At 47.0% G+C, this 22,930-nt stretch carries 25 protein-coding genes; 16 read left to right on the top strand and 9 right to left on the bottom strand.

Annotation, left to right across the window (positions count from 1 at the left end):
- Nucleotides 1-4 precede the first annotated feature (4 nt).
- Both GK047_RS24905 and GK047_RS24900 read left to right on the top strand, forming a co-directional pair.
- Nucleotides 5-925, top strand: coding sequence for an AAA family ATPase (locus tag GK047_RS24905; protein WP_163952858.1), 921 nt, complete (start codon nucleotides 5-7; stop codon nucleotides 923-925).
- Nucleotides 876-2,249 carry a DUF58 domain-containing protein gene (locus tag GK047_RS24900; RefSeq protein WP_163952856.1) on the top strand — a complete coding sequence of 458 codons (1,374 nt, stop codon included), beginning with the start codon at nucleotides 876-878 and terminating at the stop codon, nucleotides 2,247-2,249. The genes GK047_RS24905 and GK047_RS24900 overlap by 50 nt, the downstream gene beginning before the upstream one ends.
- Here GK047_RS24900 and GK047_RS24895 read toward each other — a convergent pair.
- The gene (locus tag GK047_RS24895) at nucleotides 2,209-3,183 is read right to left on the bottom strand and encodes a stage II sporulation protein M (RefSeq protein WP_163952854.1); all 975 of its coding nucleotides are present in this window, start codon (nucleotides 3,181-3,183) and stop codon (nucleotides 2,209-2,211) included. The two genes, GK047_RS24900 and GK047_RS24895, sit on opposite strands and share 41 nt — an antisense overlap.
- 140 nt (nucleotides 3,184-3,323) lie before the next feature.
- On the opposite strand from GK047_RS24895, the gene GK047_RS24890 reads away from it, so the two are divergent.
- The 4 genes from GK047_RS24890 (at nucleotide 3,324) to GK047_RS24875 (ending at nucleotide 6,420) form a co-directional block, all read left to right on the top strand.
- The gene (locus GK047_RS24890; protein ID WP_163952852.1) at nucleotides 3,324-4,121 is read left to right on the top strand and encodes an RDD family protein; all 798 of its coding nucleotides are present in this window, start codon (nucleotides 3,324-3,326) and stop codon (nucleotides 4,119-4,121) included.
- Between the two features lie 70 nt (nucleotides 4,122-4,191).
- The gene (locus GK047_RS24885; RefSeq protein ID WP_163952850.1) at nucleotides 4,192-4,860 is read left to right on the top strand and encodes an NAD(P)H-binding protein; all 669 of its coding nucleotides are present in this window, start codon (nucleotides 4,192-4,194) and stop codon (nucleotides 4,858-4,860) included.
- Nucleotides 4,861-4,931: 71 nt separating this feature from the next.
- On the top strand, nucleotides 4,932-6,131 hold the full coding sequence (locus GK047_RS24880) for an MFS transporter (protein WP_163952848.1): 1,200 nt from the start codon (nucleotides 4,932-4,934) through the stop codon (nucleotides 6,129-6,131).
- Nucleotides 6,132-6,198: 67 nt separating this feature from the next.
- Complete coding sequence (locus GK047_RS24875; protein WP_163952846.1) at nucleotides 6,199-6,420, top strand: spore germination protein; 222 nt, start codon at nucleotides 6,199-6,201, stop codon at nucleotides 6,418-6,420.
- A gap of 83 nt (nucleotides 6,421-6,503) precedes the next feature.
- Here GK047_RS24875 and GK047_RS24870 read toward each other — a convergent pair whose 3' ends face one another.
- Complete coding sequence (locus GK047_RS24870; RefSeq protein ID WP_163952844.1) at nucleotides 6,504-6,863, bottom strand: peptidoglycan DD-metalloendopeptidase family protein; 360 nt, start codon at nucleotides 6,861-6,863, stop codon at nucleotides 6,504-6,506.
- A gap of 124 nt (nucleotides 6,864-6,987) precedes the next feature.
- Between GK047_RS24870 and GK047_RS24865 the strand changes: the two genes are divergently transcribed.
- Entirely contained in the window at nucleotides 6,988-7,560 is a 573-nt protein-coding gene (locus tag GK047_RS24865) for a TetR/AcrR family transcriptional regulator (RefSeq protein WP_240344201.1), read from the top strand.
- A 115-nt stretch (nucleotides 7,561-7,675) separates the two neighbouring features.
- Nucleotides 7,676-8,893 carry an MFS transporter gene (locus tag GK047_RS24860; RefSeq protein ID WP_163952842.1) on the top strand — a complete coding sequence of 406 codons (1,218 nt, stop codon included), beginning with the start codon at nucleotides 7,676-7,678 and terminating at the stop codon, nucleotides 8,891-8,893.
- Between the two features lie 19 nt (nucleotides 8,894-8,912).
- On the opposite strand, the gene GK047_RS24855 is transcribed toward GK047_RS24860, so the two are convergent.
- Nucleotides 8,913-9,764, bottom strand: a complete 852-nt coding sequence (locus GK047_RS24855) for an AraC family transcriptional regulator (protein WP_163952841.1) — start codon at nucleotides 9,762-9,764, stop codon at nucleotides 8,913-8,915.
- Between the two features lie 147 nt (nucleotides 9,765-9,911).
- Between GK047_RS24855 and melA the strand changes: the two genes are divergently transcribed.
- Nucleotides 9,912-11,210, top strand: coding sequence for an alpha-glucosidase/alpha-galactosidase (gene melA / locus GK047_RS24850; protein ID WP_163952839.1), 1,299 nt, complete (start codon nucleotides 9,912-9,914; stop codon nucleotides 11,208-11,210).
- Nucleotides 11,211-11,260: 50 nt separating this feature from the next.
- Here melA and GK047_RS24845 read toward each other — a convergent pair whose 3' ends face one another.
- The 6 genes from GK047_RS24845 to GK047_RS24820 form a co-directional block, all read right to left on the bottom strand.
- Entirely contained in the window at nucleotides 11,261-11,578 is a 318-nt protein-coding gene (locus GK047_RS24845; protein WP_163952837.1) for a dehydrogenase, read from the bottom strand.
- A 98-nt stretch (nucleotides 11,579-11,676) separates the two neighbouring features.
- Nucleotides 11,677-13,896: an MMPL family transporter gene (locus GK047_RS24840; RefSeq protein WP_163952913.1), complete on the bottom strand. Its 2,220-nt coding sequence runs from the start codon at nucleotides 13,894-13,896 to the stop codon at nucleotides 11,677-11,679.
- 72 nt (nucleotides 13,897-13,968) lie between these two features.
- Nucleotides 13,969-15,348, bottom strand: a complete 1,380-nt coding sequence (locus GK047_RS24835; protein WP_163952835.1) for an ATP-binding protein — start codon at nucleotides 15,346-15,348, stop codon at nucleotides 13,969-13,971.
- A complete protein-coding gene (locus GK047_RS24830; RefSeq protein WP_163952834.1) occupies nucleotides 15,345-16,025 on the bottom strand; it encodes a response regulator transcription factor in 681 nt (226 codons plus the stop codon). Before GK047_RS24830 ends, GK047_RS24835 begins: the two co-directional genes overlap by 4 nt.
- A gap of 147 nt (nucleotides 16,026-16,172) precedes the next feature.
- Nucleotides 16,173-16,619: a cupredoxin domain-containing protein gene (locus GK047_RS24825; protein ID WP_163952832.1), complete on the bottom strand. Its 447-nt coding sequence runs from the start codon at nucleotides 16,617-16,619 to the stop codon at nucleotides 16,173-16,175.
- A 75-nt stretch (nucleotides 16,620-16,694) separates the two neighbouring features.
- Entirely contained in the window at nucleotides 16,695-17,165 is a 471-nt protein-coding gene (locus tag GK047_RS24820; RefSeq protein WP_163952830.1) for an HPP family protein, read from the bottom strand.
- 98 nt (nucleotides 17,166-17,263) lie between these two features.
- Here GK047_RS24820 and GK047_RS24815 point away from each other — a divergent pair, with 98 nt between their 5' ends.
- The 7 genes from GK047_RS24815 to GK047_RS24785 all read left to right on the top strand — a co-directional run bounded on the left by GK047_RS24815 (nucleotide 17,264) and on the right by GK047_RS24785 (nucleotide 22,862).
- Complete coding sequence (locus GK047_RS24815; RefSeq protein WP_163952828.1) at nucleotides 17,264-18,190, top strand: LysR family transcriptional regulator; 927 nt, start codon at nucleotides 17,264-17,266, stop codon at nucleotides 18,188-18,190.
- Between the two features lie 69 nt (nucleotides 18,191-18,259).
- On the top strand, nucleotides 18,260-18,865 hold the full coding sequence (gene uptA / locus GK047_RS24810; protein ID WP_163952826.1) for an undecaprenyl phosphate transporter UptA: 606 nt from the start codon (nucleotides 18,260-18,262) through the stop codon (nucleotides 18,863-18,865).
- 82 nt (nucleotides 18,866-18,947) lie between these two features.
- On the top strand, nucleotides 18,948-19,514 hold the full coding sequence (locus GK047_RS24805; RefSeq protein WP_163952824.1) for a thioredoxin family protein: 567 nt from the start codon (nucleotides 18,948-18,950) through the stop codon (nucleotides 19,512-19,514).
- A 36-nt stretch (nucleotides 19,515-19,550) separates the two neighbouring features.
- On the top strand, nucleotides 19,551-20,174 hold the full coding sequence (locus GK047_RS24800) for an MBL fold metallo-hydrolase (RefSeq protein ID WP_163952822.1): 624 nt from the start codon (nucleotides 19,551-19,553) through the stop codon (nucleotides 20,172-20,174).
- A 203-nt stretch (nucleotides 20,175-20,377) separates the two neighbouring features.
- Nucleotides 20,378-20,704: a hypothetical protein gene (locus GK047_RS24795; protein WP_163952820.1), complete on the top strand. Its 327-nt coding sequence runs from the start codon at nucleotides 20,378-20,380 to the stop codon at nucleotides 20,702-20,704.
- 467 nt (nucleotides 20,705-21,171) lie between these two features.
- A complete protein-coding gene (locus GK047_RS24790; protein WP_163952818.1) occupies nucleotides 21,172-21,606 on the top strand; it encodes a YciI family protein in 435 nt (144 codons plus the stop codon).
- Nucleotides 21,603-22,862 (top strand): sigma-70 family RNA polymerase sigma factor, encoded by a 1,260-nt coding sequence (locus tag GK047_RS24785; RefSeq protein WP_163952816.1) that lies wholly within the window; start codon nucleotides 21,603-21,605, stop codon nucleotides 22,860-22,862. The genes GK047_RS24790 and GK047_RS24785 overlap by 4 nt, the downstream gene beginning before the upstream one ends.
- Nucleotides 22,863-22,930 lie beyond the last annotated feature (68 nt).

Here is a 22,930-nt window from a genome sequence, read left to right as displayed (position 1 = left end):
CGAAATGAATCAATTAATCGAAACGATGGAGCAGCGCCTGTTTGGGCAAAAGCTCAACATCCGACTACTCGTAACTGCTATGTTGGCTGGAGGGCATGTGTTGCTGGAAGGGGTGCCGGGTCTTGGAAAAACGAGGATGGCTCGAACACTCGCTGAGCTGTCCGGCGGAGAGTATCGTCGTATTCAATTTACGCCAGATTTGATGCCCGGTGATATTACCGGCAGTGTCATTTATCATATGCAGGATCATAGCTTTACAACGATTAAAGGCCCGATCTTCGCCAATGTCCTGCTAGCGGATGAAATCAACCGCTCGGGACCAAAGACGCAAGCTGCGCTGCTCGAAGCGATGGAGGAGCGGCAAGTGACAATTCAAGGAAATACGTACAAGCTTCCAGATCCATTCTTCGTTGTAGCGACGCAAAACCCAGTTGAGTATGAAGGTACCTATCCATTGCCGGAAGCGCAGTTGGATCGCTTCATGTTTAAGCTTGTCCTTGATTATCCAGGTGAAGAAGCGGAAGTGGAAATTCTGCGCCGTCACGTGCCATTCCGCCAGGAGCAAGAACAAACGATACAGGCAATTTTGACCCCTGAGCGGATTGCTGAGCTTCAGCGACAGTTGGTAAATGTCGTTGTGGAGGAGTCGTTATATGCCTACATTGCCACGTTAATTCGTAAAACGCGCGAATCCAAGCGTGTGCAGTTAGGAGCAAGTCCACGGGCAGGCATCGCGGTGTTGATGGCCAGTAAAGCCTGGGCGCTGTTGGAGGGGCGGACGTATGTAACGCCTGATGATATCAAGCTTGTAGCGAGACCAGCGCTGAGGCATAGGCTGCTATTGACGCCTCAAGCGGAATTGGAGGGCGGAACCAGTGACCAAATCATCCAAGAGACGCTCGGCTCCATTCCGGTTCCTCGCTAGAATTTTGTTTCAAGATTTTATCGTACCGACAAGTCGGTTTATTGCGCTCTTATCGGTAGGGGCAGTTGCTGCTTTGGTGGGCTCTGTATTTGGAATCGGTCTACCCATTTTCTGGAGTTACAATGCGCTGCTAGTTGTTCTTAGCGGCGTAGATCTTCTTCTGCTGCCTAAACGCAGTGTGTGGACTGTTCAACGGCAGCTACCGGTTCGAATGGATGTCAGGAACGGTTTCGAAGTGGTGCTTGAGCTGCATGCAGGGAGCCGTCAGAGGGTTCACATTGAGCTTTGCGACGACTTACCCGCTGTATTCAGTGCGGTACGCAACCACTTGAGCGGCAGCTTCGAAGGAACAGAAGCGTCATTCTTTTATACGACTACGGCCCTCGAACGAGGGAGATATGTATTTGCGCATGTGTTCCTTCGTTATTGGGGGGGACTAGGGCTGTGGAAAAAGCAAGTTCAATTGGCACAAGCAGATACGATTGACATTTATCCTGATTTAACCCAAGTGAGAGGTGTGCTGGGGGCTGTGCAGGATGCTTTGATTTTGGAAGGGCATCGGTTGTTCAAAAAGCAGCGCAGCGGTTCCGAATTTCACTATATCCGGGACTACGTACAGGGAGACGATATTCGGCACATGAACTGGAAAGCGTCTGCGCGCACCGCTAAGCTAATGACGAACCTTTTTCAACCAGAGAAAGGAAAGATCGTTACGCTGGTGCTTGACTGCGGCCGCCAAATGGGAATTGAACTGGAGGAACAAGTGAAGCTTGACCGTACATTGGAAGCGGCTTTAACGCTTGCTGCTGTCGCCCTAAAACAGGGGGATCAGGTGGCGTTGCTTGCCTATTCCAGTCAGGTGAAGGTGTATGTTCCTCCCGGCAAGGGGCTTTCTCATCTGCAGGAATTGACCAGAGCTGTCTATGATTTGAGAACCGATTTCGTGGAATCTAACACACAGATTGCGATGTCACACATGCTTCGGTTTCTAAAGAAACGATCGCTTGTTATTCTGTTTTCGGATATGGAAAGTTATTTGCATGATCGAGAACTGCTGCCTTACGTACAGCGGCTGCGTAAAGGGCACCACGTGCTCCTCCTTTCCCTTCAAGATCCACTTCTTCATTATTGGACTCGAATTCGGGCAGCGGATAGCCGACAGGCTTACAGGCAGAGTATTGCCCACAAATTTACAAGGGATCGTTATGCTTATGTAACTAAAATGGCCAGCCGAGGCATCCCTGTTATGGATGTCCCCGCCGACCAATTGACCCTTAGCGCGGTTAACGTGTATATGGATTTGAAATCTCGGGACGTACTCTAATGCCAAATATATAGTAGAGCGCTAGAAGAATTAATGTGATTCCTGCAATGAGGTATTTAATCTCCAATGAAAGTGTGGAAGGTGTAATGTAACCTTCAATAATGCCTGCGATGATGAACAGGGGAATCGTGCCAATTAACAGTTGGGCAGATTCCTTCGCGGATTCCAGAAAACGCAGCTTGCGAGGAAACGGCCCAGGCACGAAGAAACGGTAGCCCATGTACAGTCCGGCGCCTCCTGCGATGAAAATGGCGGTCAACTCGATGATACCATGTGGCAATATATAGGCCCAGAAGACATAGCTTTTTCCCGATTGCATGAATACAGCCGCTAATGCGCCTACTAAAAGGCCATTGCTTATCATCAGATAAACGGTGCCGATGCCTAGTGTCACGCCACTGATAAAGGCAAGCACAGCAACCCGAATATTGTTCGTCATAATGGCTGTCGAGACGAGTGGACTGTGGAGATTCTCACGGGCGTCAGCTGTCTTGGACGGGTCAATGCTATCTGCCATGCCGCCAGGCAAGATTAGATGGAGATTGAGCGGGTCTTTCCACACGGACAAGAAACCGAGTAATCCGCCTAGCACGAACAGAAGAAGGGCAAAGCCGATGAACATACTTCTGGCTTGAATGAGCGAAGGGAAGTAATGAAGGAAGAACGTTTTCAACTGCGTGCTGCTTTTGTTATTTTCTTTATGCATCGCATTATGAGCTCCGGATACGAGGTGGTTCAAATAGAGCGTCGTTTCATCATTCGGCTTGTGGGTTTGCATCGTGGCCAGATGCGCCGATGCGATTTTATATAATTCCGTGAATCGATTCAAATGGCTGGCTTGTAATTTGTTCTTTCGTTTACCTAGTTGAAGAAGAAGCTGTTCAAGTTCAGTCCATTGCGCTTTGTTTTCTTTAATGAATCGCGATATTTCCATGGGGCCTCCTCAGAGTTTGCTGTAGCAAAACTGGCATCGTAAGATTAGCTTTGAGTTTTCTTATGAAAAACCTGCAAGGTAAGCATACGTATATTGGTTTTGTTCATATTACCATAATTTTGAAATGTTGAGGAGATGCTATGAACGAATCTCTGGATAAGGAAGTAACGATTATTACCCCTGAGCAGGTGCAGTTGCAGTTTCAAACAGCAGGACTAGGTACTAGAGCGCTTGCGCATCTAATTGATGCCGTCATTTTAAGTATAGTAAATACGATTTTGTTTGTAGCTGCACTCGGTTTTGGCAGACTGTATGCGGGGGAATGGCTGCCTGACATTGCCGACTATTTGATTGTGCTTGTGATTGTGCTTTTCATCGTTATAAATTTAGGCTACTTTGTGTGTACGGAAGCTTATATGGGTGGGCAAACACCAGGCAAGAAGAAGATCGGAATCCGGGTTCTTCAAAATAACGGCCAATCCGCTACACTGTTATCAATCATCATTCGTAACTTATTTCGTCTCCTGGACATGCTGCCAAGCTTTTATTTTCTTGGAGCCCTTGCCATTTTTCTTACCGCAAGAGATAAGCGCGTCGGGGATATGGTAGCTGGCACCATCGTGGTCATTGAAGCTAGAAGCGAACGCTTGAAGCTTAGACGACAGATTGACAAAGCGATATCCAAATGGAAGCTTGATATCCCTCTAATCGAGTTCGATGACGCTGCAAAGCAGGCGGTTACGTCAGAAGATTGGCAGCTTTTACAAGCGTGGATAGAGCGGATTCCTACAATGCATAGTTCGAGGCTTCAACAGCTTGCTTTTCCGATAGCTCAACATTTTACCCGTAAACTAGGGCATGATGTAACTATTCAGTCTAATCCGGCCTCTTATTTAATTAGGATCTATGAACACCTTCGGGAAGACTGGGAAATTTGAAAGTAGTTAATGCCTTTAAGTATGAGTAGGCGCAAGTTTGCTGACGGAAGGCTTTCAGGGAGGGATTTTTGTGGGGACTACAGCTATTGTAGCGGGCGGAACAGGGCTTGTGGGCCGTGAATTGATCCAACTGCTGCTGAACGATCACTTCTATGACAAGGTCGTAGCCCTGGTGCGCAAAAGGATGCATCTAGAGCATGACAAATTGTATCAAGTGGTGACTGACTATTCGAATCTCACCGAGGTGTTGGATGGATCGGATTGGAAGCAAGCACATGTTTTTTGTACGCTAGGTACGACCATAAAGAAAGCGAAGACGAAGGAGCAGTTTCGCCGAGTTGATTTTGAATACCCGAAGATCCTGGGGCAGCTTGCTCGTAAGTTTGAGGCTGATGTATTTGCCATTGTGACAGCGATGGGCGCTAGTCGCAGTTCGGCTTTTTTTTATAATCAGGTCAAGGGCGAAGTTGAGGATGAGCTGATAGCGCTTGGTCTTCCTTATTTATTTCTGCTCAGGCCCTCCTTGATTCTAGGTGATCGCGAAGATGTTCGCCTGGGTGAACGTGTGGGGGCATGGGTATCGAAAGCGATTGCTCCCCTCATGCTAGGAGGTATGCGGGCTTATCGGCCGATTCATGCGAAAACAATCGCACTTGGATTGATTAATTCTGCAAAGTCAGGCATAGCTGGTGTAGAGGTGCTGTCCTCAGATGAGATTGTTAAACGCTCTAATGCTTAGGAGCAGCCCAATTTAATTAAATTGGGCGAGGAAAAGGATTTATATTGGGAACGATTGTTTGACGTGTTACAATGGGGACCAAGATCAGTGAAAGGTTAAGGTATGCAATGAATTCATCTAATTTATTACGCACGTTTAATTTTCTTTATTTTGCTCTGCTTGCTATGTTCGTTTCCTTCCTCCCTGTTTATCTGGATGCGCAGGGACTTCCAACGACGAAGATTGGCCTCATTATCGGAACTGGCGGTATTATTACGATTTTTTCCCAGCCTTTATGGGGAATGATTAGCGACCGGACTCGGACGATTAAGAAAATTATGATCCTTCTATTGGCGTGTTCTGCCGTAACTGGCTACTTTTTGTATGCATCTGGCAGTTTCTTCGTTCTTCTTCTTTTTGCGATGTTGTTATATTTCTTCTTAATGCCGTTGGATCCGTTGACGGAAAGCCTTAATTTCCAAACGGCAGAAGCAAATGGTGTGAGTTACGGTTCTATACGCACGTTCGGCGCACTAGGGTATGCGGTTACGTCCCTTGCTGTAGGTTATGCGATGCTCTATTTTGGTATACACAGCTTGGCTTTGCTATTTGCCGGTATTGGGGTTCTCAGTGTTGTTGTTTGCCTGGGATTACCGGATGCGCCTGCAACAGGGAAGCCAGTTACGCTGAAAAGTTTACGGGACTTTCTCAGTTATAAGGAAACGGTCTGGTTTCTGATCCTAATTTTTGTTACAGCTGTTCCTCAACGTATCAATGATACTTATCTTGGTGTCTATATTCGTAAATTAGGCGGCACTGCCGATTTGGTTGGTCAAGCTTGGTTTCTGGCTGCGGGGAGTGAAATTCTCGTTTTCGCTTTGAGCTTCTGGTGGCTTCGAAAAGGGAAAGAGATGTTGATCATCTCGTTTGCCAGCCTTTTTTATGTGTTGCGATTTTTCCTATCGGCATGGATTACGGATCCTCAATTACTAACGTATTTGCAGCTGCTTCAAGTCTTTACTTTCCCTGTTTTCTACTCAGCAGCAATTCAATACTTGTATCGAATTGTCCCAGAAGAGTGGAAAGCCACAGGTCAGACGGTGCTTGCTTTACTTTTCTTTGGCGTATCGGGCATCGTGGCGTCGTATCTTGGCGGCTGGGCGTATGAATCCTTAGGGGCAAGGACCCTATACTTGTTGATTTCCTGCATGTCTTTTGTGGGCTTACTTCTTAGTTTCGTCTTGCATAGAATTTATGGGAAAGCTGCAAGCGTGGAAAAGATCGGGAGTTAGGTGACGTTTGGGCTAACACTTACATACGATGGCTATGGGACGTTTTGTGGCGGGAGGGAGCCAACGGATGAATTCAATAGTCGGAAGCATTAGAATTAACAGCGTAGCAAACAGTTCTAATGTCCAAGTCGGAGATGTCGGTTTCATTGTGATGTCAAGCAACTCCAAGATGAATGCGGGTGCAAACTCGTTTACACCAGGAGACAGCTTCGGAACGCTAACTAATAATCAGAACAGCAGCACAAATACCAATGATCCTGATTTGATCGATGGGGCAAGTGTTGTATGACGGTTGCATAGATAAGACATTGAAAGAAAATAAAGAGCGGCTTTTTCGTAGGCAGGAGATGCGAGAAGGCCGTTCCTCAATTTTTAAGATCCAACTAGGGTCTGTCCTTGCAGGACCTTCACGTCACCCTCATAGCGAACAGGCAGCGCTTTGCCCAAATCCAGGGTCGGATTGTTGGAAACTTGGAAATGAATATGCGCTTCACTGGAATTGCCTGAATTACCGCATAAGCCTACAAGGTCTCCTTTCTTAACGATAGCTCCCTTCTGCACCTTGGCTGAGCCCATCTTCAGATGAGCCAGCAGCAGGCTGTATTCGCCATTGCCGTGGTCGATGACCACTCGGTTGCCTGCGGGCTGCTTGGCATTCATGGTGCCGACAGGGGAGTTATCCGCAATGTCACTAACAACCTCGATGACGGTACCATCTGCAGGAGCAAGCACGCCCTGACCGAAAAATCAAGGAGTCATCTTGCACTTTCAGAAGAACCGAGGTAAAATGAATAGATCGATACTGTGAAAACTTTTTTTGTTTAACTAGTTTCCAAACCCGACTGGGGGATTGATAATGAAGAAAGATCGAATAATGAGTGCATTTATCGAAGAGATTCATGATAAAGGCATGAAATTTACAATGGATGATCTAGCCAAACGGCTAGGCATTAGCAAACGCACGCTGTATGAGAACTTTTCCTCCAAAGTGGAGCTCTTGGAAGCGATTATTGAACAAACCTTGCGTGAAGCGGATGAGAAAACGGAAGCTATTATCCAAGATGAGAGCTTGTCTTTATTAGATAAAATCAAAGGTGTTATGACCGTTCTGCCCAACCATTACGAGCTGTATGACTTAAGAATTCTAGAGCAGATGAAGCGGTATTACCCTGAGCAATGGAGTCGAATTGATTCCGCGCTCAAAGATGACTGGCATACGCTTCATGTGCTAATCGAACAAGGAATTCGTGAAGGAATCATTGTTAATAAAAATATAGCGTTATTAATGAAGATGATTATAGATGCGATGAATTCGACGCTGGATCAGCGATTTTTTATGAAGAATCAGATTACGGTTGCCGAAGCGCTATCGTCAATTGTGGAAGTGTTAATGTTTGGATTGGTGCCAAGGAACGAGAAGGTCGAATGAAAGTCGATGAAACGGCTTTTATTCTTTTCTTTTGTCTAAGAAAACTAATAAAACAAAAATAGTTTTATTAGTAAAATTTTATTAGTGAAATTAAGAAAATGCGAGGTCAGATATCATGAATATGTTTCAAAATATGAGTAAAGCCCAACGAATCGGTCTGAGTCTAGTAATTGCGATTTTGTTTATCGATATGCTGTTGTATAGTCTGTTGATCCCTATGATTCCTTATTTCACCGAAAAATTAAACCCATCCTCCACTATGATGGGCATATTATTTAGCAGTTATGCAGTAGCCTTATTCATAACGACCCCTTTGTTTGGTTGGTTATCTGATCGAATCGGAAGAAAAACGCCAATGATTATGGGATTACTTGGACTTGCTCTGTCCACTTGTCTATTTGTTTACGCAGAAAATATGACGCTGCTTATAAGCGCTCGCTTCATACAAGGCATAGCAGCAGCAGCCTCATGGACGGCAGCACTTGCATTGTTGGCTGACTTGTTTCCAGGCAAATCACGAGGTCCAGTTATGGGAATAGCCATGACGGGGATATCTACAGGTTCTTTGCTAGGCGCGCCGATAGGTGGCTGGCTATTCGAATTAGGCGGGTTCCGCATGCCGTTTTTCTGCGCGGCCACTTTAATACTAGTAACGATCGCAGCTTCATTCTTATTTTTAAAAGAGTCGGCTCGTACGAAAAGCACGGGTACGAAGGAAGGAAGCAGCCTTCTACGAAATCGTTCCGTACTTTATATTGCGGCAGTCGTTCTGTTAGCAGAAATCTCTCTTACGTTGTTAGAACCGCTTCTTCCTGTATTTCTTACCGAACGATTGGCTGTCACCCCACTAGAAATAGGCTTATTGATTGGCGCTATGACGCTGGCTTACGGTGCGATGGCACCGATTTCAGGGGCGATGACCAGCAGATTTAACCCTTTAGCCATGATGCTGCTCGGCTTAGCAGGCTTGGCGGTATCCATGCCATTCATTGTATTATCGCAGTCCTTCTGGCAAGAGGTCGCCGTGCTTGTGGTAGTAGGAGGGATGATTGGTTTTACCTTGTCTCCAGCGCTATCCTCTTTGGGGTCGATCGTGGATGAAGGCGGAGAAAGCGGAGATTACGGATCAGCTTATGCTTTGTTTAACATGTTTCATGCTATCGGAATGATCATAGGCCCTCTCATCGGTGGCGTCCTTACGGATTTGATAACGATTCCGACAGCCATAATAGCCGTAAGTATCATCATCTTGGCGTTTACCGTGATGCTGTTCGGAATGTTGAGTTCGATCAATAGGGCGAAAGCCAACATTCAATTACCCGCAAGAAAATAAATGAAGGTTACCGCAGGGCTCAGATGTAATTTTTGCGGTAAACGGAGGGCGCGATCCCACGCCATTTTCGGAATTGCTTGGAGAAATAAAGGGCATCGTTAAAGCCGACAGATGAGGCTACTTGATCAATCGTCATGGACGTCGCAAGTAACTGCTGGGCGCGTTCCATTCGAATTTTGAACAAGTATTGCATGGGAGACAAGCCCGTGGATTTTTTGAACATTTTGCATAAGTACGTACGATGGTAGCCTAACATATGAGCAAGCTCATCGATGGAAACAAGCTGAGTGTACTGCAGCTCCAAATAACGGATGGCTTGACCGACTTGGCGTTGAATGTCCGATTCATGTGCGGGCTTAACCGTCAGCCGATTGCGATTCACTTGTCCGAGCTCACTAAGCAGTAGGCGAAGCCAACCGCTGCCTTGTAAATCCTCAAGCGCTGCATACTCGGACTGCTGAAAGCTGGAACGGATTCGACGATAAAAGTGACGTATGGAGCGTATGCGATTTCTTGAAATAATAGGATGCTCAGGGGTAACGCCGATTGCGGACAAAGTCGTACTCGCTGCCCGACCTGTAAAAGCAACCCACGCGTAGTGCCAAGGTTGATCGGCATCTGCGGTATAAGTAAAAAGCTCTCCAGGAAAAATGACAAAAGTATCCCCCGCGCTGCAAGTATACGTGCGCTCGCGTATTTCAAACGTGCCTTTACCTGATAGAACGGTATGAATGAGATAATAATCGTGCACAGCAGGACCCATCTTGTGTAGGGGGATAGGCTTGCCTTCTCCACTAAAAAGCACGGATAATTCGGTATGATTTGTAAGCTGATTGATGCTTATTGTAAAGAAGGAGTGGTCCGGGTTCATAGGATCCTCTTTTTTATTTTTGCTAATAGCGTACGATAATAAACTACAAATGTCCATATAGGTGTTCGTTCAATCCATATGCAGCAAAGCACTCCTGGGCTATAGTGAAATGGAGATTAAACACGACCATATGGAGGAGATTAGTCGATGTCCAAGATTACATTTCTAGGGGCAGGAAGCACCATTTTTGCTAAAAATGTACTGGGTGACTGTTTGCTGACCCCTGCACTTCAGGGCTTTGAATTAGCGCTGTTCGATATTGACCGCGAGCGATTGCAGGATTCGGCCAATATGCTCAATCATATCAAGAAAACAAGTGGAAGCGCCTCTATTGTGAAAGCGTATACGGATCGAAAAGAAGCGCTGCGCGGAGCTAAATATGTAGTTAATGCGATTCAAGTCGGGGGCTATGATCCTTGTACAATGACCGATTTTGAAATACCAAAAAAATACGGTTTGCGTCAAACCATCGCGGATACCGTCGGTATTGGTGGGATATTCCGCAGCTTACGCACGATTCCAGTGATGCTCGAATTTGCTGCGGATATACGTGAAGTTTGTCCTGATGCATGGTTTCTGAATTACACCAATCCAATGGCTGTGCTAACGAATGTCATGAACACGTATGGCGGCGTGCGTACAGTTGGGTTATGCCACAGCGTACAGGCCTGCCTGCCGCATTTGTTCAAAAGTCTCGGCCTCGATCAGGAAGGCGTTAAGAGCAAAATCGCCGGAATCAACCATATGGCTTGGCTGCTTGAAGTGACTAAGGATGGTGTTGATCTATATCCAGAGATCAAGAAACGGGCAGCGGAGAAGCAAAATGAGAAGCACTGGGATATGGTCCGCTATGAAATGATGCTGAAGTTCGGCTACTACATTACGGAGTCCTCCGAGCACAATGCCGAATACCATCCGTACTTCATCAAACGGAATTATCCAGCGCTAATCGACCGCTTCAACATTCCGTTAGATGAGTATCCCCGCCGATGCATCGAGCAAATATCGAGATGGAAACAAATGCGTAATGATCTTGTGAATGACGCGAATTTGAAACACGAGCGTTCCCATGAATACGCCTCGTATATTTTCGAAGCTATGGAAACGGATAAACCGTTCAAAATTGGCGGCAACGTTATGAATACCGGATTAATAACGAATTTACCACGCGAAGCATGCGTAGAAGTCCCCTGTTTAGTTGATCGCAGCGGCATCACCCCTACCTATGTTGGGGACCTGCCTCCACAGTGCGCGGCACTTAATCGTACGAACATTAATACACAGCTGCTTACGATTGAAGCGGCTATTACACACAAACGCGAGCATATTTATCATGCGGCAATGCTGGACCCGCATACATCGGCTGAGCTTTCCATGGACGATATTATTGCTATGTGCGACGAATTGATCGAGGCACACGGCAAGTGGCTGCCTGCCTACAACTAAAAAAAGAAGGTCGATGGGTAGTTGTCGTGCCCATGGCCTTCTTTTTCTTCTCAACCGCCGAATGCGTTTCGAAACGCAAGATTCAGTACATCTCGTTCAACGTTCCACAGTGGAGCAATATCGGGACCGACATTTTCGTCGAACCAATCGGAAAGTGCTTTACGATTACTGCCACTATCAACGATGAAGGGGAGATTGAGCATGACCTTCTTCACGTAAAGCTCCTCGGCCTGCTTCATTTGTTCGGGAGAAATCCAAACCTTCAAGCGTTTCGCTGTGCGATATAACTCCTTGCTGCATGCTCGGCGGATGCCCCGTGCGCTGGGGAGCTGCTGCTTATGCTTCTCGCTTGGTTTGTTGTTCAACATGACCAGCACCCACGCTCCTCTCTATCCTATATGTATGCATAGAGAGGCTGCAGAGCTACTGTAGATAAGGAACCTAAGCGCCCAAGTTGGGTGAACGCTCAGAGCTTAGCTGATGATTTGGCCGGGTGAAATTTCGTGCTTCGTCCCAGATAAGTCATCAGGGCGGGCAACAGCATTCCCCGAACAAGGAACGTATCGATCAAGATACCGGCCGCCATGGCGAAGCCGAACAACATCAGCTCTTGCAGGGGTTGTGTCATTAATACGCAGAAGGTAGCAGCCAGGACAATCCCTGCTGAAGAAATAACACCGCCTGTCAAAGCGACACCGCGTTGAATGGCTTCACGCCATTCGTACTTTCGCGCTTCTTCTTTTATCCGAGAGACTAAGATGATGTTATAATCCACACCTAGTGCGATTAGGAATACAAAGGTGTAAACGGGCAAACGATAACTGAAGGCATCATAGCCAAATCCGTAATGGCATACGCCCCATACAAGCCCCATGGTGGCCGCATAGGATAACAGCATCGTCGCCATCATCGTCAGAGCTAATCGGAAGGATCGAGCTTGCCATACGAGCATAGCCGTAATGAAGAGCGTAATAAGCGAGAAGAGTACGATTGTATCACGCCTATTCATCGTTCTTACGTCCAATTGCTCAGCCGTTTGTCCTGCATAATGAAGTGCATATTGCGCAGGATCGAATCCGCTGTCTCTCAATAATTGGTCGCTATCCGTGCGTAACTGACGAATGAAATCAAGGGCCTCTTGATCATAAGGATTTTGCTGTAACGTTAACTGGAATTTAACCGTGTGCTTTTGTTGTCCGAGCATCGAAGCAGCCGTTGGGTTATTCGCGGCTAGCAGCTCTGGGGCGATCTCCGGTGTAATCGCGCTAACGCCTTTTCTTTCTTTGATAGCACGTACCAGGACGCCGGCTTTATCGATAAATGAGGCATCCAGCGCGATCTCTCTCTCCGATGTCAAAACGACAGTGACCGGAGCTAATTGCCCTTGCGGGAAGCGTTCCTGCAAAATATCGAATCCTTGCCGCGAGGAGATATCACTAGGAAAGGATTTCATTAAATTAAACGAATAGCTCATTGTTAGCGAAGAAAGGGAAGATCCGACTAAGAGTGCGAGCAATACTATAGCAGTAATACCAGGCTTTTTTGTCACAAATGCACTTACTTTTGTCCAGAATCCCTTAGGTTGTTCCTCTGCCTTCACCAACTGCACCTTTGGAACCAACGGCCAGAAGGCCTTGCGTCCGACTAGTGCGAACGCGGCTGGAATAAGCGTTAAACCACCGAGCAGAATGATGACCATAGCAACAGAAAACACAGGAGCAAAGTGATTGTATGGTTTGAACACAGCCGTGAATAAGGTGAGCATGGCGATTAACACGGTGCCACCGCTGAAGAGGATAGGCTCAGCAACCGTAGATAATGCGGCTGTCATGGCGTCATACTTTGAGACAGATTTCTTGAGCTCAGTACGATAACGAGCGACGATAAATAAGCAATAATCGGTGAGTACGGCAAAGAGGAGGATCATCATGATGGAAAGCGATTGCTTCTCTACGAAGAACCAACCGAGCTTACCCGCCAGTCCGATCAGCCGATCCACGACTTCATAGACAAGGCCTGCAAGGACTAACGGCAGCAGAGCCAGAAGCGGGGAACGATAAATAACAATTAAAATAACTAAAATCAAAACAATAGTGGCAAGCATTAAGACGAAGTCTGCCTTCTTGAAAAGCAGAATCGTATCGGAAGAGATACCGGCAGGTCCTGTAATTTCAAGCTTGACCGTCCCTGTTCCTACTTGCTCGGCATACTTGCGAATCTGCTGCAGGGTGTCATAAATTTGACCTGACTCTAGGCCCTTCTGTAAGGAAACGGTTAGAAGAAGGGTGGATTGATCCTGCGAAAATAACTTATCCTGCTGCGGTTTAGGCAGCTTATGGAAAGGAACTGCACTGCTGATCAAGGTTGGCTTCTGATCGGAGGAAAGCCATTCACTGATTTTTTGGATATTGACGCGCTCAGCTTCTGATAGTGCGCTTTGTCCATGGAAGACGAGTAAGGCGGTTAATCCGTCCTGGAATGGGTATTGCTCTTTTAAAATTTGTTGAGCAGCCGCGGATAGCGTATCCTCATGAATGCTGCCTTCCCCGCCGCTTTGTGCAACTTGCTTAGATGAAGGCGCAACGGCGCTTAAGATAATGATGACGAGAAGCCAGCTGGTAAGAACGATTTTGGCCCCTTTAGAGCTGCTAACCCAGCTAGCCCATTTATGTGAAAATGGATTCATTTTGTTCAAATCCCCTCTCCTAATTCTAATTGAATTGTAGAAAAGGAATATGAACGGACGATGAATGTTGGATTACAAACGAGGTAAGTGTACGGCAAAGGTTGTGCCTTCGCCAATTATACTATGCACTTGAATGGTTCCATGATGCAGCTCAATAATTTTCTTGGTGATGGATAGGCCGAGTCCACTCCCCGAGCGAGTGCGATTCCTTGCTTTATCAGCTTTATAGAACCGCTCAAAAATATGAGGCAGCTCTGAGTCCGGTATGCCAATGCCTGTATCGCGAATCTGAACCACGAGCTCATTCTGAAGATTTCTAATTTCAATACCTAGCGTGTCGCCAGGCCGAGAAAACTTGATGCTGTTGGTGATCAAATTAAGCCAAACTTGATAAAGTAGCTCAGCATCAGCAGTGATTTCCAACTCGGGTAAGTCCAGTTCGATCTCTAGCTGTTTCTGACTCCACTGCCATTCAATCACAATTAAAAGTTGTCGGAGCTGCTCATCCAATCGATAGACGGAGGGTTTCACAACATGCTCTTCTTTGTCTAGCGATGCTAGGGTCAGCAGTTGCTTGCTTAAGGAAGACATACGCTGGCTTTCTTCCAAAATAATATGGAGATAGCGTTCTTTTTCCTCGTCGGATGTTTTGTCATCTAAGATAGACCCAGCAAATCCTTGAATAGACGTTAAAGGGGATTGAATTTCATGCGAAACGTTGGCAACAAACTCCTGTCTCATGTCATCCAACTGCTTTAAAGACTGTGCCATATGCGTGAAATCTCGGGCCAAGTCGCCAAGCTCGTCTCGCCGTGACACGTCCATCATGATTTCATAATCCCCGCTGACAATTCGCTTCGTCGCTTCGGTTAACTTTTTGACGGGTTTTACAATAAATTGAGAGAGAATGACGATCAGGATAATACTGAACAGAAAGGTAAGACCTAAGAGAAAGGCCATTAAGATGCGTACGCCGCCAATCTGTTGTTCTAGATTAGGCCTTACGAAAAGCGCATAGGGCTTTCCTTTCAACTGAATGGGAACCCCGATGGAATTTTGAATACTATTTTCAAAAAAACCTGTAGCCATGAGGAAATGACGCTCTTTCAAAATGCCTCGGTACGTTTCCCCCGCCAGTACGCTGCGAATTTGCTCAGGATCGATGAATGTATGTTTGAATGGAGTTCCATAGAAGGTCCCGGCTAATTGATCATTCACGGCATAAATTTGAAAGCCCATGTTAGCGATGTGCGTGAAATAGGTTGACGGCTCAAGATCCGGCATTTGCTCATATAGGGTCCGAATTTCATTTGTAATCGTCCATACTTTCTGTTCGTTCTCTCCGCGCAGCTTGATCAGATAATATCCGTTAGAGAGGATTAACGCTAACATACTGCTGACCATGGCAATGACAATGAAGGTGATAACGATACGTAGATACAGTGTTTTCACCCTTCGCTCACCTCAAGCTTATAACCAAGACCGCGTACGGTCGTAATGACGAAATCATGCGATCTCTCGTGAAACCGCTCTCGCAGACGTTTGATATGCACATCAATCGTTCGGCTGTCGCCTTCATAGTCAGAGCCCCACAGCATTTGGATGAGCTGTTCTCGTGTAAAAATTCTTCCTGGGTTGCTGGCCAATTGAGCAAGCAATTGAAATTCTTTGAGCGGCAGGAGCAGCGTCTCTTCGCCAATATGCACTTCATAGCTTTTACGATTAATAATGGTTTGGTTTAATTTAATAACCTCAGAGGAGACGAGCTGATAGCGGCGAAGCAAGGCTCTAGCCCGAAATAACAGCTCCTTAGGCTCGAAAGGCTTGACCATGTAGTCATCGGTACCGGAGATAAAGCCTTTCTCCTTATCTTCGAGTTCCCCCTTTGCTGTGAGCAGAATGACAGGGATATCAAAGTGCTCCCGAATTTCGGAGCATAACGCCAGTCCGTCCTTCACAGGCATCATGACGTCGACTACGGCCAGATGGACTTGCTCGGCTTCCATAATTAGAGAAGCTTGTTCGCCATTATCGGCTTCAAATACGGTGTAGCCTTCCTTTGAGAATAAGAACCGTAGCAGTTCGCGAATATGAACGTCATCATCAACAACGAGAATATTAGTTTTCAAGCTTCAGACACCTTCTCCATTGAAATCGTACAACTTGGGAACAGTGTAAACGAAAAATACCCTTATTTCCACTTCTAGTTCCAAAGCGGATAAGGGCTCGCTCTTGGTCTATAAGGAAAACAAGGGATGTTGATTCGGATTAGGGGGTTAGTCCACGACAATATAGCCAATCATGGGGCCACCATGCGCACTGTCGGCATGCGTCATGCAGATAAGGCGATATGTACCTTCCTGATCGGCTATAAAGCTGACGACCGTCTCTTTCCCTTTCTTAACTTCTCCGCTTATGTTCAATCCTTCAATGAGAAAAGGATGACTGTCGCCGTTCACGCCGAAGATGCTGAGTTTGATCCTCTCTCCCTTGCGGACGACAACGGTTCCAGGATCCCACCGATAGGCTTCAATGGTTTTTCCCTCAATGGTTGTGGATTTGTATTCGCCGACGACCATGTGGATCGTCCTTTCAGCTGGCGTCTGCGCTAACGCGGGAATGATGTGGTCCCGGTTCCCATACAGCAAACCGGAGAGGGCTAACAGCAGCGCTGCGGCTGCAACAACAAGATGTTTTCTTTTTATCATAATAATTCGGGACATGACGGCTCCGCCTCCTGTACAAGGTTCTTGTACATCATATGCAGAGGCTTGTCAGCACATGAATAAGTGAGCCGCTTACCACCATTTATTGGGATAAGCTACTTTCGTCACTCGGTGATAGCAAAGAGCAACGAGCACAAGCACTAGAGCGCCAAGCAGCACCGGGGTAAAAAGAAAGCTCCACTTCGCGCCTGTGAGCATGACGAGCAGAGGGTCTGCGCCCGCAGGAGGATGCAGCGTGCGCGTTAGCTGCATAAGCGTAATCGCCGCGCCGACAGCGAGCGCCATGCTCCAAGCATGCGTACCGAACGCGGTTAATGCGCTTAACCCGATGAGCGTGCTAAGCACGTGACCGCCGACCAGACTGCGCGGTTGCGCAAGCGGGCTCTGCGGGAGCGCAAAAGCGATGACGCAGGAAGCGCCGAAAGGCGCCATCAGCAGTGAAATTTTCGCCGCATCGCCGAACAGGCTGCAGATCAGGATGGCAAGGAAACCGCCGACGCCGGGTATGAGTATTTTGAAGACTGATTGTAGGGTAGGTTTCATCTCACAAAACTCCTCTTTTCTTAAGCTGTTTCTGATGATATCATGGGCATATCTATTTGAAAAGCGAATGATTACGATATCAAATATTTGTATAATCGATGGGTGGAGCCGCTGTGATTGAACATATGGATGGGCGAAGTATGAAAACGTTTGTGACAGTCATGGAAGAGAAAAGCATAAGTAAGGCGGCACTCCGGCTAGGTTACGTGCAGTCAACGGTTACGATGCACATACACCAGCTAGAGCAATTGCTTGGAAAATCCCTGTTCCGCCGCTTGCCTCGTGGCGTTGAACTTACAGAAGCGGGAAAAGAAGTAGCGCCTTATGCGTACCGATTTTTACGGTTAGGCGAATCGCTTCAAGCTAAATTAACTGGACTCGATGAGCCCAAGGGTCCTGTGCGTTTAAGAGCCTTGGAGTCCTTTTGCGTCTCGCAGCTGCCTAAGCTGCTGCCGACTTTATTTCAACAATATCCACAAATTCAACTTCATCTCGAAACAGGTTTTCAACGTGACATTACGCAAGAAGTAGCCGGCCATCGCGTGGATCTGGGCATTGTTCCTCGCAACCCGCAAATGAAAAATATTGAATTTGTAGCGCTCCTACAAGATGAACTCGTTTGGATAGGTACCCCTGAGCTTGTTCATAACATTGAATCAAAAGGCTGGCATGCTTGTGAACAAACCCCGATCATTGGTTTCGGCGGTCGCTGCATTTACCAAACAATGGCTGGACAACTCCTGTCTGAGAAAGGGATTTCCAATGTTCAATCGCTTGAATTCGATAGCTCCGAGATAATCAAACAAACGGTCATTTGCGGGATGGGAATAGCCCTATTGCCTCTTACAACTGTGGATGCGGAAATAAGAGAAGGCAGGCTAGCGAGATTAACAGCTGAGAAGCCGATCCCACTTGAACACGGTTTGATTTATGTCAAAGGCAAAGAACTAAGCGCTCCCGTTCAAGCTTGCAAAGAGCTTCTTATCTCTTTTTTTGACGAGGAGCTAAGTCGTGAAACTGGTTGACATTAGCCTGTCTATGGTAGAATAAACGTAGACAAGATATGGATATTTTAGTGGAGAGAGGGTTCATGGATGGGTGAGTTGATTCACAATGTTTTGTTATACTTGGAAGGACTTGGGTACTGGGGGATTTTCCTTGGACTGATGCTGGAGGTTATTCCGAATGAACTGCTTCTTGCCTATGCGGGCTATTTGGTATCGAAAGGAGATATCAATTTTTATGGTGCCGTTATTTGCGCTGTAGTAGGCGGTACCCTAGCACAAATCGTGCTTTATTGGATTGGCCGATATGGAGGCAGACCCTTCTTAGAGAAGTACGGCAAATACTTGCTGATCAGCAAGCATCATATTGATGTGGCGGAAGCTTGGTTTAACCGCTATGGAACTGGCATGATATTCACAGCCCGATTCATTCCTATTGTTCGTCACGCAATATCGCTTCCAGGCGGTATGGCGAAGATGCCGTTAGGTAAATTTACACTTTATACGGCGCTGGCTTTGATTCCTTATTCATTTTTATATGTGTATCTCGGGATGCTGCTCAAGGATAACTGGGAAACGATTGACGAAAAGGCGGGGCCTTATATCAAGCCATTGATTATTGCTGCGGTTGTGCTGACAATTCTTTACGTAGCCTACCAATTCTATTTAAAAAGAAAAGCAAAATTGAATAAATAAGTAAGCGTCGATTTGGAGCTTTTGCCTGCATTTGCTACAATACATAGAAGAACTATTCATGATTCATAGGAGGTTGAGATTAATGAGTACAAATCTTTCAAACAAGCTGCGTACAGGCTTAAAGCCACAACAGTTCATTGAGAGTATGACCAAAAACCAAGAGCAATTTCTGGCCTATTACAATGGGTTCGAGTGGGATAACGAAGAGGATAAAGAGTTCTTCGAATCGTTGAACAATCGCGACGATCTGCGCTGCCTCATAGTTGCAGCAGAATGGTGCGGAGATGTGGTTCGTAATGTACCAGTTGTATTCAAAGCGCTTGAGAACAGCGGAATTCCTGTGGAAGTGCTTATTATCGAGCAAAACTATGACGTTATTGACCAGTTTCTAACTGGTGGCGGAAGAGCGATTCCAATCGTTATTTTCACCGATACGGGCGGTTTCGTATTAGGTCACTGGGGTCCTCGTCCTGAGAAGGTACAGGCCGTTATGAATCAGTTCAAGAAAGAAAATCCTGATCGTGAAGCTGCGGATTATAATGATAAAATTCAAGTAGCTAGAGCGGAAATGGTTCGTCAATACGGGGAAGGCAATGGCTATCATGCCGTTATCGCCAAAGAATTGCGAGAGTTGATATCTACGTTCTAATTCCATTACTTCAAAAAAGATTGAGAGCGAATGCATATGATTAAGATCGAATCCTTTGCTTTAGGTCCATTAGGCACGAACGCCTATTTGCTATCGAACCCTGATACAAAGCAGGCTATTATCATAGATCCAGGCATGAATCCCAAGCCGCTCATCAAAAGGATCGCAGACTTGGACATTCTGGCCATATTGCTGACGCATGCTCACTTCGATCATATCGGTGGTGTGGATGAAATCCGCAAACTGAAGGGCTGTCCGGTGTATATCCACGATCTGGAGGCGGATTGGTTGAGCAATCCGAAGAAGAACGGCTCCGCGCGCTGGCCTGAGCTAGGCGCTGGAATTGAAGTAGAGCCGGCGGAATTTGCGCTGGACGAGGGACAAGTGCTTGAATTCCTCGGTATCAAGCTTAAGGTGTTCCATACCCCAGGTCATTCACCTGGGAGTGTGAGTTTCCTTTATGAGAAGCACCTTTTCGGGGGAGACGTATTGTTTAGACTGTCGGTAGGTCGGACCGATCTACCAGGCGGCGATTCGAATGCGCTACTCGATTCCATTCAAGATAAGCTGTTCGTTTTGGATGATGACGTGGTTGTTTATCCGGGACATGGCGGCAAGACGACGATAGGCTTTGAACGAGATAATAATCCTTATGTGTAAAGGAAGGGACTGCCCGAGCAAGTGGGGCGGTCCTTTTTGCATGAATAAGCTCGTTCGATCATGACAGCTAACCATTTTTAAGTCATCTGGGTATTTACCGTGTTCTATATGGGTGCTCTCCCATAGACTAACGTTGTAAGCAATTAACCTAACCTTGACGGTAACAACAACATTAGCACAAGACATAAAGGAGGTGCTTATCCATGGAACACGTAAAACCAGGTTATGTAGCCCCAATGTATCCCGTGCAACCAATGCCAATGCCAATGCCGGCTCCTATGCCAGCTCCAATGCCAATGCCGATGCCAATCGCTCAGCCACCAGCTCCAATCATGCACAAACCCGTACACAATGACATTCACCTGCATGCATCGTACCAACACACTTCGGTCGTATTTCCTAAACCTGCTGTCGTTGCTGCTGTCTCAGCTCCAGCGGCTGTTAAACCTTGCAGTTCAGCAGGCAGTATTCTCGTTCTGTTTATTCTACTCGTTATTATCTCTCGTGGCCTTATCCACCACAAATGTTAGTTAAGTAATTGATGAAACCCTTATGAAATGCGCCCCTTAGAATAAACATCGGAGAAACCCTGAGGTTAATCTGATGAGTTCTAGGGGGTGTGTTTTTTATGGCCATAAAAGATCAAACGTCAAACATTATAGGGAATCGCTTAAGGGAACAGAATCGCGGATAAAGAGTCCATTGGTTCAATGCTTGGGTAAAGGAGAAAAAGGAGTTTTATTTATAGATGACGAATGACTAAATGGGCTACAAGAATAGGAAAAATTATCAAGCATTGCTCCTATTGCAGATATCAAGGAACACGGGAATATGCTCGGGAAATTTCTCGTAGCCAGGGATAATGGCAAATCTAAAAAAATATCTCGCCATGTCGATTTAATCGAGATCTATTCGTCGTCCATATTGAGGCGAATTTATCAGTCTGATTAGAACTGATAAACGCGTCTCTACAATGATTTCAGGAGGAGCAACACATATGCGATTCATGATGATTGTCAAAGCTACAAAGGATTCTGAGACGGGTGTTATGCCTAGTCAGGAGCTCGTCGAAGCCATGTTGCGGTACAACGAAGAGTTGGCTAGGGCTGGCGTGCTGCTCGCTGCGGATGGTCTACACCCAAGCTCGAACGGAATTCGGATCTCCTATCCCGAGCCTGGAAGCAAGCCGAAAATAACCGATGGCCCTTTCACCGAGGCGAAAGAATTAATAGCCGGATATACGCTCATAGAGGTCAACTCTAGGGAAGAAGCGATCGAATGGGCGATGCGTATGCCGGATCCTCACGGTTATGGCGGAGGGGAAATCGAGCTTCGGCAGGTGTTCGAGGCGCAAGATTTGACTCAGAATCAGGAAACGCTAGCGAAGGAAGCTGCGCTTCGTGAACAGATGGAGAGGCTAAAGAAATCGTGACGTTTTCCGCAACTGAGCGTACAATCGATGCAATCTGGCGAATCGAGTCGGCTAATCTTATCGCTAGACTGGCACGGATGGTTCGCGACATCGGTCTTGCAGAAGATATTGCACAGGATGCGCTTGTCATCGCCTTAGAACGGTGGCCAGAAACCGGCATCCCGGACAATCCCGGGGCTTGGTTGATGACTACAGCAAAACGTCGTGCGATCGATCTGATGCGCAGGAGCAAACTGAGCGACCAGAAATATAAAGAACTTGGCCACAGCAGTGATTTGTACACCGAACACGACCTGGAAAATGCGATGGATGGGGAGATTGGCGACGATCTCCTGCGATTGATCTTTACGACTTGCCATCCGGTCTTATCCCGGGAAGCGCGAGTAGCGCTGACGCTGCGTTTACTCGGTGGGCTCACGACCGAGGAAATCGCGCACGCTTTCCTCGTCGCGGAATCTACCATCGCACAGCGGATCGTTCGGGCGAAGCGGACGCTTAGCTCTGCTCGAGTTCTCTTCGAGGTTCCTGTGGGGGAAGAGCTCAAGGAGCGTTTGTCAACGGTGCTCGAAGTTATTTATCTCATGTTCAATGAGGGGTATACGGCGACTTCTGGCGGTAACTGGATCCGCCCGCTCCTCTGCCGGGAGGCGCTTAGACTCGGGCGGATTCTTGCTGAGATTGCATCTACGGAGCCGGAGGTCCATGGTTTGGTTGCTCTGATGGAGATCCAATCGTCACGTTTTAAAACCCGGGTAAGCCCAATGGGCGAACCCATACTTCTTATGGACCAAAACCGTGCGCTATGGGATCATCTGCTGATCCGCCGGGGTTTGGCTGCACTTGAGTTTGCCCAGAAGCTCGGACGACCACTGGGCCCATATGCGCTGCAGGCCGCGATCTCCGCGTGCCATGCGCGAGCGCGTACCGCGTCGGAGACCGACTGGACGCGTATCGCCGCGCTCTACGAAGCATTGGCCCAGATTGCACCTTCCCCGGTCGTCGAGCTGAACCGCGCGGTGGCTATCGCTATGGTATTCGGCCCGGCTTTCGGTCTTCAAATCGTTGATGAGCTAACTTCCGAGCCGTCGCTAAAGGAGTACCACCTTCTGCCGAGCGTTCGCGGCGACCTTCTGGTGAAATTGGGGCACATGGATGAAGCGAAGGAAGAGTTCGAACGCGCTGCGTCTCTGACGCACAACGCACGCGAGCGCGAACTTCTATTGAAGCGCGCTGCTGAATGCGTTTCAAGCGAATGAGGTAATCACGGGTGAATAGAGAAACACAAATGCGATTTACTAAAAAAGCTAAAATAATTTTGCCGAAA

The organism is Paenibacillus sp. SYP-B3998, from assembly GCF_010820665.1.
Classification (GTDB): Bacteria; Bacillota; Bacilli; order Paenibacillales; family NBRC-103111; genus Paenibacillus_E.
The sequence above is the reverse complement of the archived record's forward strand: the minus strand, read 5'-3'. Positions and strand labels throughout refer to the sequence as shown.

What these genes read in the sequence shown, in the direction of transcription:
- GK047_RS24860 (WP_163952842.1), top strand. Translation starts at nt 7,676, where the DNA reads ATGAATATGTTTCAAAATATGAGTAAAGCCCAACGAATCGGTCTGAGT.
- GK047_RS24795 (WP_163952820.1), top strand. Translation starts at nt 20,378, where the DNA reads ATGGAACACGTAAAACCAGGTTATGTAGCCCCAATGTATCCCGTGCAA.
- GK047_RS24790 (WP_163952818.1), top strand. Translation starts at nt 21,172, where the DNA reads ATGCGATTCATGATGATTGTCAAAGCTACAAAGGATTCTGAGACGGGT.
- GK047_RS24805 (WP_163952824.1), top strand. Translation starts at nt 18,948, where the DNA reads ATGAGTACAAATCTTTCAAACAAGCTGCGTACAGGCTTAAAGCCACAA.
- GK047_RS24880 (WP_163952848.1), top strand. Translation starts at nt 4,932, where the DNA reads ATGGGGACCAAGATCAGTGAAAGGTTAAGGTATGCAATGAATTCATCT.
- melA (WP_163952839.1), top strand. Translation starts at nt 9,912, where the DNA reads ATGTCCAAGATTACATTTCTAGGGGCAGGAAGCACCATTTTTGCTAAA.
- GK047_RS24905 (WP_163952858.1), top strand. Translation starts at nt 5, where the DNA reads ATGAATCAATTAATCGAAACGATGGAGCAGCGCCTGTTTGGGCAAAAG.
- GK047_RS24825 (WP_163952832.1), bottom strand. Translation starts at nt 16,619, where the DNA reads ATGTCCCGAATTATTATGATAAAAAGAAAACATCTTGTTGTTGCAGCC.
- GK047_RS24820 (WP_163952830.1), bottom strand. Translation starts at nt 17,165, where the DNA reads ATGAAACCTACCCTACAATCAGTCTTCAAAATACTCATACCCGGCGTC.
- uptA (WP_163952826.1), top strand. Translation starts at nt 18,260, where the DNA reads ATGGGTGAGTTGATTCACAATGTTTTGTTATACTTGGAAGGACTTGGG.
- GK047_RS24845 (WP_163952837.1), bottom strand. Translation starts at nt 11,578, where the DNA reads ATGTTGAACAACAAACCAAGCGAGAAGCATAAGCAGCAGCTCCCCAGC.
- GK047_RS24865 (WP_240344201.1), top strand. Translation starts at nt 6,988, where the DNA reads ATGAAGAAAGATCGAATAATGAGTGCATTTATCGAAGAGATTCATGAT.
- GK047_RS24840 (WP_163952913.1), bottom strand. Translation starts at nt 13,896, where the DNA reads ATGAATCCATTTTCACATAAATGGGCTAGCTGGGTTAGCAGCTCTAAA.
- GK047_RS24800 (WP_163952822.1), top strand. Translation starts at nt 19,551, where the DNA reads ATGATTAAGATCGAATCCTTTGCTTTAGGTCCATTAGGCACGAACGCC.
- GK047_RS24875 (WP_163952846.1), top strand. Translation starts at nt 6,199, where the DNA reads ATGAATTCAATAGTCGGAAGCATTAGAATTAACAGCGTAGCAAACAGT.
- GK047_RS24815 (WP_163952828.1), top strand. Translation starts at nt 17,264, where the DNA reads ATGGGTGGAGCCGCTGTGATTGAACATATGGATGGGCGAAGTATGAAA.
- GK047_RS24895 (WP_163952854.1), bottom strand. Translation starts at nt 3,183, where the DNA reads ATGGAAATATCGCGATTCATTAAAGAAAACAAAGCGCAATGGACTGAA.
- GK047_RS24890 (WP_163952852.1), top strand. Translation starts at nt 3,324, where the DNA reads ATGAACGAATCTCTGGATAAGGAAGTAACGATTATTACCCCTGAGCAG.
- GK047_RS24855 (WP_163952841.1), bottom strand. Translation starts at nt 9,764, where the DNA reads ATGAACCCGGACCACTCCTTCTTTACAATAAGCATCAATCAGCTTACA.